We start from the raw sequence: 12500 nt of genomic DNA on the forward strand, positions 1-12500 counted from the left end.
AGGTGGCCTTTACCTCGCACGCCTCAGCTGTGCTTTTATTATCATACTATGATAATGTTATTAGACCTTGATGTGTGTCTTTGAGGGCGCTTCATTTCAAGAACTTCTCCCATTTGCAGTACAGGCTGGTTCCGTAGATGAAGGCTTACCACGCTGATTGGGTGATTTATTACTGTGAGTTGTCAGGCGTTGCAGCCTTCGCAGTGACCGGCACCCTGATGGCAGGGCGAAAATCGTTGGACTGGTTCGGTGTAATCACCCTCAGTTTGGTCACCGCTTTAGGCGGCGGTGCCTTGCGTGACGTACTGATGGCACATTATCCGATCGAGTGGATTTCCAATGAGAATGGCTTTTTGGTAGCGGTCAGTGCTTCGCTAGGAACCATGATTTGGGCGAGGACCTTGAAAACCTTCAACGAGAAGGTGTTGTTGGTAGCCGATGCATTTGGATTGGCAGTATTTACGGTCAGAGGAACAGATATGGCTCTTCAGCAAAACCTCCCTCCCAGCATCGCAGTGATCATGGGTGTAGCTACCGCAGTCGCCGGGGGTGTGATACGTGATGTGTTGTGTAACGAAATACCGTTGGTGTTTAAACGTGAGGTTTATGCATCCATCAGTATTCTGGGTGCCGTCGCCTACATCACGCTGTTGAATTTGCAGATGTCTCTTGAAGTAGCGTCTGCAATCGCCATTGCGTTCGTTTTCGTCAGCCGTATTGCCGCCATTCATTGGAAATGGAAGCTACCCAGGTTCCATGTAGTCGATTGATCTTGTTGCCTGGCCGACAACGCTACGCTCTATAAGAAAACATGAGTGATGCCAAGTCTCTCTGCCGGTGATTTCGCTGATATTCAGGTCCGCAGTTGCCTCGAGCCAGACGATTTCCTCGTGGTCGCGCTGATAGTTTTTGGTCATGCCCTCGCTCGTATGCCCTGCAGTTTTCTGCCCGTCCTTTCCGGCTTGCCGGCGGAGCGCTCGATGATGTGAGAGGCGTTCGTGCCCTTGGCGACGACCTGGTAGCGAATCGCTCAATGAATCATTGAGTGACCTCATGGTCATAGCACTGACTTTTTCCATCAGGACTTTAAATGAAGCGCGCAGTAATGATTTTCTTGGCTGTATCGGGGTCTATCCTGCTGGTCGGCTGCGGGCATCACCGTGACGGTGGAGACAGGCATGATCGGGGCCACCACGATCGTGGCTACGAACGTGGTCATGATGATCGCGGGAATGGTCGATACGATCGTCGTGATGATTATCAGCGGCATAATCGGGATCGGGATCGGGATCGTAGAGACGACTGACCCCTGACAACGACGCCCCGTAGCGGGGCGTCTGTAGCGCAATACCCGGTCAACCCATCACAGCGGGTTGACCAGATGCCCGCCATCCACGGTCAACACTGCACCCGTCATGAAAGCGCCGGCATCGCTGGCCAGCAGCAGAAATGGCCCTTCCAGTTCCCGCAGCGCACCCAGGCGGCGCAGGGGTACGCTGTCGCGGATGTAAGCCTGGCCTTTGTCGCTGTCAAAGTAGTCGTCGTTCATTTCGGTCTTGAAGTAGCCCGGTGCGATGGCGTTGACGCGAATCTGATAGCGCGCCAGTTCCAGGGCCAGAGACTTGCTCAGCTGGACCACGCCGGCCTTAGCAGTGCAGTAGTGGCTATGGCCGGTGCCGACACGCAAGCCCAGGATCGAGGCAATGTTGACGATGCTGCCGGGCTTCCCGGCCTTGGCCAGGCGTTGCGCAGCGACCTGGGCGACACGCCAGACCCCGTCGAGGTTGGTCGAGAGCATCTGCCGCCAGTCTTCCTCGCTGACGCTCAGTACCTGTTGCGCGTTACCGATGCCGGCGTTGTTGAGCAGCACGTCGATCACGCCGAATGCCGCTTCGGCAGCATCGAAGGCGGCCTCGACGCTGGCCCGATCGGTGACATCGAGTGTCACGGCCAGGGCCTGGCCGCCTTCGCGCTGAATGTCTTCAGCCACGTTGCCCAGACGTTCCAGGCGCCGGGCCGCCAGCACCACTCGGGCGCCAGCCTGCGCCGCCACCCGAGCCAGGTGCGCGCCGATGCCACTGGAGGCGCCGGTGACCAGTACGGTTTTGCCAGCCAGGGAAAAGCTGTTGAAAATGTCCATCACAGCACCTCGAACAGGCCGGCCGCACCCATGCCGCCACCGACGCACATGGTCACCACCACATATTTCACACCGCGCCGTTTACCTTCCAGCAGGGCATGGCCGACCATCCGTGCGCCGCTCATGCCGTAAGGGTGGCCGATGGCGATCGCACCGCCGTTGACGTTCAGTTTGTCCGGATCGATGCCCAGGGTGTCACGGCAGTACAGGACCTGGCAGGCGAAGGCCTCGTTAAGTTCCCACAGGCCGATATCGTCCACCGTCAGGCCGTGTTGCTTGAGCAGCTTGGGCACCGCCAGCACCGGGCCGATGCCCATTTCTTCCGGGGCCAGGCCGGCCACGGCAATCCCGCGATACAGGCCCAGCGGCTTGAGGTTGCGCTGCTCGGCGAGGCGCGCCTCCATCAGCACGCAGGCGCTGGCGCCGTCCGACAGTTGGCTGGCGTTGCCGGCGGTGATGCAGCCGCCGTCGATCACCGGCTTGAGTTTGCTCAGGTCACCCAGCACGGTCTGCGGGCGATTGCCTTCGTCCTGGTGCAAGGTGACCTGCTCGTGACTGACGGCGCCGGTAGCCTTGTCGACCACTTGCTTGGTGGTGGTGACCGACACAATCTCGTGGCTGAACAACCCGGCCTGTTGGGCCGCGGCGGTGCGCAGTTGTGACTGCAGGGCATAGGCATCCTGGGCTTCGCGGCTGATGCCGTAGCGCTGGGCGACCCATTCGGCGGTCTGCAGCATCGGCATATAGGCATGCACGGCGTTGCGGACGACCTGCGCATCCTGCTCGGCCATGGCCCATTCCATATGGTGATTCTGCACCAGGCTGATGTGTTCCTGGCCGGCGCCCAGGGTGACCTGCATGCCGTCGACCATGATTTGCTTGGCGGCGGTGGCGATAGCCATCAGGCCCGAGGCGCACTGCCGGTCCAGGGTCTGGCCGCTCACGCTGGTGGGCAGGCCGGCCGCCAATGCGGCCATGCGGCCCAGGTTCCAGCCGGCGGTCCCGGCCGGCATGGCGGTGCCCATCACCAGGTCCTCGATTTCGTCGGCTTCGATACCGGCACGCTCGACGGCTGCGCGAATGGCGTAGCTGGCCATGCTCGGCGATTTCAGGTTGTTGAACGCGCCTCGAAAGGCTTTGGCGATCGGCGTGCGGGCGGTGGAAAGGATGACGGCTTCACGCATTTTCAAATGTCCTGTGCAGGGTGAGGGCGGCCATCGGTTGATGGCCGCACAAAAAAAATCAGCGCCGTTCGATGATCAGATTTTCTCGATCCGGGTCTTGCCGGCGGCGACCAGGCGCTCGAGCAGCGGGGCAGGCTGCAGCCACATCCGGCCGTAAGCCCCCAGGCTCTGGCGGTAGTGCTGGATGCGGCTCAGCAGCACATCCAGGCCGAGTGTCTCGGCATAGTGCAGCGGGCCGCCGCGCCAGGCCGGGAAGCCATAGCCGTTGATCCAGACCAGATCGATATCGCTGCTGCGTTGAGCGATGCCTTCGTCCAATAGCTGGATGCCTTCGTTGATCAGCATGAACAGGCACCGATCATGAATTTCCTGGTCGCTGATCGCGCGTCGTTCAATCCCCAGGTCGCCTGCGATGTCCTCGGCAATCGTGACTGTCTCGGGGTCTTCAAGGCGCTCGCGGCCCCGGTAAATGTAGAAGCCCCGCGCCGTTTTCTGTCCGTAACGACCGAGGGCATAGAGTGCGTCGGCGACCTTGCAATAGCCGGGGTCTTGCTCGATCACATCACGGCGTGATTCGCGCACCAGGAAGCCAACGTCGATGCCGGCCAGATCGGACATGCTGAACAGGCCCATGGCCAGTCCGAGGTCGGTCAGTACCTTGTCCACCTGTGCCGGGCTGGCGCCTTCGAGCAACAGGCGATGAGCTTCGCGGGAGTAGGGTTCGAGCATGCGGTTGCCAATGAAACCAAAGCACACACCGGACACCACCGGGATCTTGCCGATGCGCCTGGCGATCTTCAGCGTGGTGGCCAGTGCATCGGCTGCCGTGGCCTGGCCGCGCACCACTTCCAGCAGGCGCATCACGTTGGCCGGACTGAAGAAGTGCAGGCCGACGACATCCTGCGGGCGGCGGGTGACAGCAGCAATGGCATCGACATCCAGGGTCGAGGTGTTGCTGGCGAGGATGGCTCCAGGCTTGCACACCTCATCCAGGGTACGGAACACCTGCTGCTTGACGGCCAGGCTTTCGAATACGGCCTCGATGACCAGGTCGGCATCGGCGATGTCGGCATAGTCGAGGGTGCCGTGAAGCAGCTCCATGCGCTGTTCCAGTTGCTCGGCGGTCAACTTGCCGCGCTTGATACTGATCTGGTAGTTGTTGCGGATCTGTAGCAAGCCACGGTCCAGCGCTTCAGGCTTGAGCTCAAGCAAGGTGACCGCAATACCCGCGTTGGCAAAGCACATGGCAATGCCGCCGCCCATGGTGCCAGCGCCAATGATGGCGACTTTGTCGATGGGGCGGATCGGCGTCCGGGCATCCACCCCCGGCAGCTTGCCCACTTCACGCTCGGCGAAGAACACATGCCGCAGGGATGCCGACTGGCTGGACGATTCGACTTGCCGAAACAGTTCGGCCTCTTGCGCCAGGCCCTCGGCCAGCGGCAGGGTGCAGGCGGCTTCGAGTGCGGCCAGCACCTGCTGTGGGGCGAGCTGGCCTTTCCAGCGGCGCTCGTTGGCGCTGCGGTATTGAATGAAAAAATTATCCGGCAGGCCGCTGGCCGGATTCGGATAGGCAGGGCAAGGGCGGGCCGGGGCGTGGCTGGCGAGCAGTTCCCTGGCCCATGCGCGAGCCTCGTCCAGCAGGCTCTCGGCGCGGCCGGCCAGGCGTTCGAGCAAGCCTTGCGCCAATGCTTGCCGGGCATCGATCGGTTGGCCGCTGGCGATCATCTCCAGCGCCTGTGCCGCGCCAATCAGGCGGGGCAAGCGCTGGGTGCCGCCGGCGCCAGGGATCAGCCCCAGTTTGACTTCCGGCAGGCCAAAACGGGCATTGGGTTCGCCGATGCGGTAGCCGCAGGCAAGGGCCAGTTCCAGGCCGCCGCCCAGGGCCACGCCGGAGATCGCGGCAATCAGCGGCTTGTCCAGTTGCTCCAGGCGCTGGAGTATGGCGGGCAGGTGCGGGCTGGCGAACGCCGCCGAATGGCCGAACTCGTTGATGTCGGCACCGGCACTGAAGGGCAAGCCGTGACCGTGCACGATGATGGCGTGCACGGCCGGGTCGGCGGCCGCCTGCTCGAAGGCTTGCAGCAGCTCGGCACGCATGGCCTGGCCGAGTGCATTGACCGGCGCGTGAGACAGGCCGATCAGGGCCACTTGATGGTCGACTTGATAGTGGATCAGGGCACTCATGGAGCGTCTCCTTGCAGTCGTTGAAATGTGTGTGGGAATGGCTTCAGAACCAGCGGTCCTGCATGTCGAGGCAGAGGCGATTACCCGCGCTCAACAGGCGCGCACAGGCCTCGAGCGGCGCCAGCTCCCAGTCCATGAAGTAGCGGGCAGCCTGTAATTTGCCCTGATAGAAGTGGGCTTCGCTGTTGTCCGCGCTCAGCCCCGGCTGGTTCAGTGCGCGACTGGCGAGCAGCGCCTGGCGTAGCCATAGCCAGCCCACCAGCACCCGTCCGAACAGGTCAAGGTAGGCGGTGGCATTGGCAAGGCCGGCGGTGGCATCGGCAGCGACCTGGGCCTGCAGGTCAGCGGTGACCCGTTCAAGGATGCCCAGGGCCTCCTGCAGCGCCCCGGCCAGTGGTGCACAGGCGGCATCGTCGCGGGCCTCGACCAGGCTGTTGCGCACGACGGCGAGAAACAGTTGATAGCCTTCACCTCCCTTTGGACCCAGTTTGCGTCCCAGCAGGTCCAGGCCCTGGATGCCTTCGGTGCCTTCATGAATGGGGTTGAGCCGATTGTCGCGGTAGTTCTGCTCCAATGGGTATTCACGGGTGTAGCCCGCGCCCCCCAGGACTTGAATGCCAATGTCGCTGGCAATCACGCCGTAGCGCGACGGCCAGGACTTGACCATGGGGGTGAGCAGGTCGAGCAATTCAGCGGCGTCGTGGCGTGCTTGCGGGGTCGCGGCGCTGTGGGCATCTTCAACCAGCGAGCTGGCATACAGGCACAGGGCCAGGCTGCCCTCGGCATAGACTTTTTGTTGCAGCAGCATGCGGCGTACATCGGCGTGCTCGATGATCCGCACCTGCGGTGCCAGCGGATTTTTGCTGTCCGGCAAGCGACCTTGCGGGCGTTCGCGGGCGTAATCCAGTGCATGCAGATAGCTTTGAACGGCCAGGCTGGCCGCGCCCAGGCCGACACCGATGCGCGCCTCGTTCATCATCTGGAACATATAGCCCAGGCCTTTGTGAGCCTCGCCCAGCAGATAGCCGACGGCACCCCCTTGCTCGCCGAAATTGAGCACCGTGGAGGTGGTGTTGCGGTAGCCCATTTTGTGCAGCAGGCCCGCCAGCGCCACGTCGTTGCGTGGGCCGATGCCCTGATCTTCATTGACCAGGAACTTGGGCACCAGGAACAGCGAAATACCCTTGACCCCAGGCGGTGCACCTTCAATACGGGCCAGCACCAGGTGCACGATATTTTCAGTCAGTTCGTGGTCCCCCCCGGAGATGAACATCTTCTGGCCGAATACCCGGTAACTGCCATCGGCTGCGGGTCGCGCCACGGTGCTCAGGTCACCCAGTGCCGAGCCCTGGCCTGGCTCGGTGAGTGCCATGGTGCCGCTGAAGCGGCCATCAAGCATGGGTGGCAAGAAGCGCTCACGCAGCTCATGACTGGCGAAATTGCTCACCAGGTTGGCCGCGCCAATGGTCAGGAACGAATAGGCGACAGTCGAGATGTTGGCGGCATTGAAATAGGCCATGCATGCCCGTAACAGCACTTCTGGCAACTGCAGGCCGCCATCCGCGAAATCGTGGTGAGCGGCGAGGAAACCCGCCTCGGCAAACGCGTTCCAGGCCACCTTGGTTTCGGCAATCACCTGCACTCGCTGGCCGTCGAAGGTCGGTTCCTGGCTGTCGCCCTTGTGGTTGTGCGGGGCGAAATACTGCGCTGCCACTTGGCGTGCGGTGTTCAGGGTCGCGGCAAACACGTTGCGATCATGATCGGCGTAACGAGGGCGCTGCAACAGCGCCTCGGTGTCGAGCAGTTCGTACAGCAGAAAGCTCAGGTCGCGTTCATTGAGTAACAGGTCAGTCATGGCGGCTCTCGACGAATGCAGGAAGACGTGCCATGGACGAGGGATCCATCAGGCAGCGCATGGCTCGACTTTTTAGCAGGCGTCGATGTTCCGCGCGTCCTACCTGAGGTGGATTTAGGGGTGGAGCCGCTTTGATGAGGGTGGAGGCGCGAACCTCAGTCGATCAATTTCAAGGTGCGTGCCGCTTGCAAGGCACTGTCGCGGTCGCTGGCATCCAGCTTGCGGAACAGGTTGTTGATATGGGTCTTGACCGTGCTGAGGCTGATATACAGGCCTTCGGCGATCTGCGGGTTGCCCTGGCCCCGGGCCACTCGGCGCAGCACGTCCTGCTCGCGGCGGGTCAAGGGCTCCAGTAACCCGGGCGTTTCAGCGGCCCCGGGGATGGACGGGGGGCGCGGCAGGAAGATCAACTGTTCGCGCGACGGCAGGGGTTGTTGCAGTTCAAGCTGGCGCCGGGTAGCGGGGTTGAGCAGTTGCTTGAACAGCTCGCCAAATGGGCGACCTTCGTGCTGCAGCAATTGACCGAAGCCATGGCGGGCTGCCAATTGCATCGCCTGTTCGAGCACGGCGAGGGTGGCGCTGCGTTCGTCGTGATCTTCATGCAGGGTGGCCTGGAGCAGATACAGGTCAACCTGCAGTTGCTGATTGTCCTCCGCCCGCGCTTGCTCCTGCAGGTTGCCGACAATGCTCTGGGCGGCCTGGTGCTGGCCCAGATAACGCTGGACCCAGGCATACGCCAGCCACTCTTCGGGTTGCAGCTCATGGCCATAGCGCCGCTGGCACCAATGCCAGTCCTTGAGCCATTGGGCGATGAAGGCTTGATCGTCCTCGCGCACTGCAAGCCGGGCGCGACAGGCGTTGGCCTGGCGATACAGGGCATACAGTTTGAACTCGCGAGCGAGTCGCCGGACTTCATCCCAGCGCTCGCGGGCCTGGGGCAGGTTGCCTTGCGCCGCCAAGGTGCACGCCTGGTAGTGCAGGACCCATGGCAAGCCCGCGCTATGCGGAAAATGCAAGGCGATGACCTCCGCCTGGTTGAGGCATTGGGCTGCCTGTTCCAGGCGATTTTGTTGCAGCAGGACCAACCCCAGCCCCAGATGCCGGTACAGGTCATAAAAGCTGCGGGGTATGTTCGCGGGCAGCGGCTGGTCGAGTGCGAGGAAGCGCTTGCGGGCCAGTTCGGGCGTACCTTGGGCCAATTCGATCTGGCCGAGCAGCATCTGCACGCTGTTGGTGTAGCCGCTGAGCGCCAGCGTTTGCAGTTCCGTCAAGGCGCGCTGCGCGTCCTGTCGGGCCGCCTGCAATTGTCCCAGGGCAAACAGGCCACTGGCGCGATTGAACAGCAGCACCGCGGTAGCCGCGTTGGTTTGCGGATACTGCGCCAGCGCCTTGTCGACAATGTCCAGGCCGTGGCTGAAGTTGCCCCCCAGAAAGGCCAGGCGACTGCGCAGGAAAGCCAGGGTCTGGTGCACACGCTCCGGGTGCTTTTCAGGGATCACCTGGCGGTGCAATAAACGCTGCAGTTGCGCCATGCAGACGCTCGCACGGCCAATGTCGTTGGTGACGATGAGCGTACTGGCTTCGGTGATTGCCAGGGTGAAATGATCGATCCCGATCTCGCCCGGCACATCGGCGAGGCAGTCGACGATGGACTTGACCCGGCCTTCGCGCAACAGGTCGAAACTGTGGTGCTCGATCACCGCGAGCAGGCGGTTGAACTCTCTGGCGCGCCCTAATTGATAAACCGTTTCGGCATAGCAGCATTGTTCCTGCAGCCAGTCCGCGGCCATCCGGTGCAGGCGCAAAAGTTGTGGCTGATCTCGGCGGCGCAGGCGCTGATACAGGGTGCGCCGCAGCATTGGGTGATAGCTGTAGGGCAAGCGTTCGCCACAGCGTTGCTGGATAAACACGTCCTGGCTCTGCAATTGTTGAATCAACCGAGGTGCGTTGCTCTGCCCACTCAGTTTGACGGCCAGTTCGCCGTCGAAGGTGTTGACGACCGAAGTGCGCTCGAGAAAGGACAGGAGCTCATTGGGCAGGTGCCGCAGCACTTCTTCCTGCAGAAACCGGGCGGTGTAGTCGACACTTGCGAGAGCCGTCACGCCTGTTTCCGCAGACTCGTGGGTGATCGGGTGCGCATGTTGATCATGGTTGCCAAGGCCGAACAGAATGCCGCTGATCCAGCCTTCGCTGGCAGCCAACAGGTGGTAGCCGCTGTCACTGCTCAGCGCCACACCGCGTGCGGTGGCCAGTTCCCGGACCTCCATGCTGTCGAGTACCAGGCTCTGCGCGTCCAGTATCTGCAGCCGATCGTCCCGCCGCAGATGAGTGAGACGCAGGGCCGGCGTACCTTCGCAGGCCGCCATCAGCCGCAGGTGGGGAGGGGCGTACCGCAGCAATTCGTCCAGGTAGCGGCAAGACCCTTTGGCCCTTAACAGATGCAAGTCATCGAAGAACAGCGTGAAGCGTTCATGACGCTGTTCCAGGTCCGTGAGGATCGCGGCCCAGAGTGACGGCTCATCACGGGTGCTCAGCGAACGCTCGGGCAAGGGCAGCCGCAGGAGCCTGCTCAGGTGCGCGAGAAAACTCAGCGGCTGGTTGTCGCTGGCATCACAGCGGTACCAGGCCCAGGGCTCGCCCAGGCTGGCGGCATACTGGGCAAGCAGGGTGCTCTTGCCATAACCGAGGGGGGTGGCGATCAGGGTCAGCAGGCAACCTCGTTCGGCGGATGCCTGCAGGCGTTGCAGCAACTGCGGTCGCACAATTGCGCGGGAGGGTAAGGGCGCCGAGCGCAATTTGCTCGGTTGGATCGAGGGTTGGTTCAGCGCCATTGTGTATTTCCCACACTCTGCTATCGGACGACTTTATTGTGCTGTGCCTGCAAATAGCAACCGCCCGGTGAGCGCGCCCTGTGTCGAGCCAGGCTTGCGTCAGCGCAGCAGCGACGCCGTTGCTATTGCAGTCGCCGCCAAAGCGTAGATCGACTGATGCCCAGTCGAGTCGCCGTTTGCGCCAAGTTGCCGTCGCAGGCTTTGAGCATTTGCTGTACGTACTGCTTTTCTTTTTCCTTGGCGACGCTTTTCAAATCGGTGATTGCCGCTGCTGCCGGGTCCGGAGCCTGGGGCAAGGTCTGACGGTTCAGCAACTCGGGGATCACCAGGGCGAGGCCCAGGTCATCGATCGCTGTGCCTTGCAACAGATCCTGGGCCGAGAGGGTGGCGCGTTCGATGATGTTTTCCAGTTCGCGGATGTTGCCGGGCCAGTGATACGTCATGAGGTTGGGCAGCAGTGCGTCCAGCAGTCGCGCTTGCAATGGCGAAGGAGGATTGTCGCCGTTCAGGCGATGCACAATGTCGCGAGCAATGAGGGCGATGTCTTCACTGCGCTCCCGTAGCGGCACCGTCTGCAGGCGCAGGATGTTCAGGCGATAGTAGAGGTCGCTGCGAAATCCCCCGGCGTCGATGGCTTGAGAGAGGTCCTGATGGGTGGCAGCGATGATGCGGATGTCGATGCTGATCGGTTCTGTCGCGCCAAGGCGCAGGACTTCGCGCTCTTGCAGAACGCGCAGCAGGCGGGTCTGCAGTGAGACCGGCATGTCGCCGATTTCATCAAGGAACAGCGTGCCGCGGTGGGCGGCTTCGAGCAGGCCGGGTTTACCGCCTTTGCGCGAGCCGCTGAAGGCGCCTTCCTGGTAGCCGAACAGTTCGCTTTCCAGCAGCGATTCGGGGAAAGCCGCGCAATTGATCGCGACGAACGGGCCACGCTGGCGGCTGCTGATATTGTGGATGCCTTGCGCCAGCAACTCCTTGCCGGTGCCACTTTCGCCAGTGATCAGCACGGTAGAGGCGGTCGCCGCGTAGCGCTCGGCCAGCTTCAGCATCTGTCGGGTGGCCTGGCTATTGCCGCTGATTTGCTCAAGGCGGTATTTGGCCGAGAATCCGCCAGGACGGTGGGTGGAACGAATGCGCTGGTCGGCGCGTTGTACCGCCGAGGTGTCCTGGCAAGTCAGCACCAGGCCTGTGCGTTGGCCGTCTTCCAGGATCGGCAGGATATTGCTGACGACCATGTGCTGGCCCAGGCGGATCACGGTGTTTTCTTCGCCGACGCCGCCGCGCAGCACCTCGTCCAACGCCAGTTCCGGGCAGAGTTCCTGCAGGGGGCGGCCCAGCATCCGGCTTGCCGGCATCCCCAATAGCGCTTCCAGCGCAGGGTTCAGCGATTGCACGATGCCCAGGTTGTCCACGGCGGCAACGCCTGTCGGAATGTGCTGCAGCACCCCGTCCAGATGCCGGCGTTTAGCGATCTCGATGCGCTGGCTGTGCAGGATTCCCAGCGCCTCTTCCAGCGCTTTGCGCACGGTGTCCTGGCTCAAGGAAAGCACCCCGTGCAGGCCGGCCCGTTCCGCCAGTTCGACCACGGTCGATGAGCCAATCACTGTCTGGCAGCCAAGGGTGCGAGCGCGCTCGACCGCCTGCCGGGCTTCTTCGAGCGTGATGTAACACGCCTGGTGGATCTGCACCGTGAACAGCGCCGCCATCGAGTCGAGGTCGGCGTTGATCCGCGCGTAACTGAGGACTGCGATGTGCGGGGAGCGCAGTCGCGCTTGTTCCAGGGCTCGCAGCAGATCGGCACCCCCCACCCGCATCGACAGGACGGGGCGAGTCAGGTGTCTGCGCAAGTAGGCAGCGGTAGCGCCTGCGCAGACGAACACTTCAACCTCGTTGTTTTTTTCCAGCTCGCGAGCCAGTGGCAGGGCCTCCTCGACGGTGGTGTCCAGCACCCGGATGCTGGTTTCGGCCGAGTACTCAGGCAGCACGCTGTTCACCACCCGAGCCAGATGGCTCAGTTGCAGTGGGTGCTCCAGGTGGCTGATCAGGACGATGATCCGGGGGTGGCGGGGTTGCATGGCCAGTGAGCTCTTTCTGCTGTTTCAAGTAGGTGTCATATATGACTGGAGTTGTTTCCAGATTGCAACGTCGAGGGCTCATGCAACGTCCTGCCAGCAGCGGGCTGGATGGCTGGAGCGCCCGTGTTGCCGAGGGTTGAACCCTCTATCGCCACGGGATGAAAGAACTGGCCCGGCAATTGCTCAAGCGAAGCTGCCATCTTTAATTCCTACATAAATCCAACAAGT

The 12500-nt window shown here is 62.2% G+C and carries 8 protein-coding genes and 1 pseudogene; 2 read left to right on the forward strand and 7 right to left on the reverse strand.

Annotated elements, in window-relative coordinates:
• Positions 1-137: 137 nt before the first annotated feature.
• A complete protein-coding gene (locus ELQ88_RS13055) occupies positions 138-770 on the forward strand; it encodes a trimeric intracellular cation channel family protein (protein WP_128874162.1) in 633 nt (210 codons plus the stop codon).
• A gap of 63 nt (positions 771-833) precedes the next feature.
• Here ELQ88_RS13055 and ELQ88_RS34630 read toward each other — a convergent pair.
• Positions 834-974, reverse strand: a pseudogene (locus ELQ88_RS34630) (integrase); the annotation flags it as partial.
• 204 nt (positions 975-1178) lie between these two features.
• On the opposite strand from ELQ88_RS34630, the gene ELQ88_RS35050 reads away from it, so the two are divergent.
• Positions 1179-1313 (forward strand): hypothetical protein, encoded by a 135-nt coding sequence (locus ELQ88_RS35050; protein WP_346342817.1) that lies wholly within the window; start codon positions 1179-1181, stop codon positions 1311-1313.
• A 50-nt stretch (positions 1314-1363) separates the two neighbouring features.
• Here the strand turns inward: ELQ88_RS35050 and ELQ88_RS13070 are convergent, their stop codons facing one another.
• The 6 genes from ELQ88_RS13070 to prpR form a co-directional block, all read right to left on the reverse strand.
• The gene (locus ELQ88_RS13070) at positions 1364-2140 is read right to left on the reverse strand and encodes an SDR family NAD(P)-dependent oxidoreductase (RefSeq protein WP_138965493.1); all 777 of its coding nucleotides are present in this window, start codon (positions 2138-2140) and stop codon (positions 1364-1366) included.
• Positions 2140-3324 (reverse strand): acetyl-CoA C-acyltransferase, encoded by a 1185-nt coding sequence (locus ELQ88_RS13075; RefSeq protein ID WP_138965495.1) that lies wholly within the window; start codon positions 3322-3324, stop codon positions 2140-2142. Before ELQ88_RS13075 ends, ELQ88_RS13070 begins: the two co-directional genes overlap by 1 nt.
• Positions 3325-3399: 75 nt before the next feature.
• Entirely contained in the window at positions 3400-5511 is a 2112-nt protein-coding gene (locus tag ELQ88_RS13080; RefSeq protein ID WP_138965497.1) for a 3-hydroxyacyl-CoA dehydrogenase NAD-binding domain-containing protein, read from the reverse strand.
• A 43-nt stretch (positions 5512-5554) separates the two neighbouring features.
• Positions 5555-7366 (reverse strand): acyl-CoA dehydrogenase, encoded by a 1812-nt coding sequence (locus tag ELQ88_RS13085; protein WP_138965499.1) that lies wholly within the window; start codon positions 7364-7366, stop codon positions 5555-5557.
• A 155-nt stretch (positions 7367-7521) separates the two neighbouring features.
• On the reverse strand, positions 7522-10197 hold the full coding sequence (locus ELQ88_RS13090; RefSeq protein ID WP_178084688.1) for a LuxR C-terminal-related transcriptional regulator: 2676 nt from the start codon (positions 10195-10197) through the stop codon (positions 7522-7524).
• Between the two features lie 122 nt (positions 10198-10319).
• The gene (gene prpR / locus ELQ88_RS13095; RefSeq protein ID WP_138965501.1) at positions 10320-12272 is read right to left on the reverse strand and encodes a propionate catabolism operon regulatory protein PrpR; all 1953 of its coding nucleotides are present in this window, start codon (positions 12270-12272) and stop codon (positions 10320-10322) included.
• Positions 12273-12500 lie beyond the last annotated feature (228 nt).

Origin of the sequence: Pseudomonas sp. MPC6, assembly GCF_006094435.1 — a bacterium.
In the GTDB taxonomy this organism is placed as follows: Bacteria; Pseudomonadota; Gammaproteobacteria; order Pseudomonadales; family Pseudomonadaceae; genus Aquipseudomonas.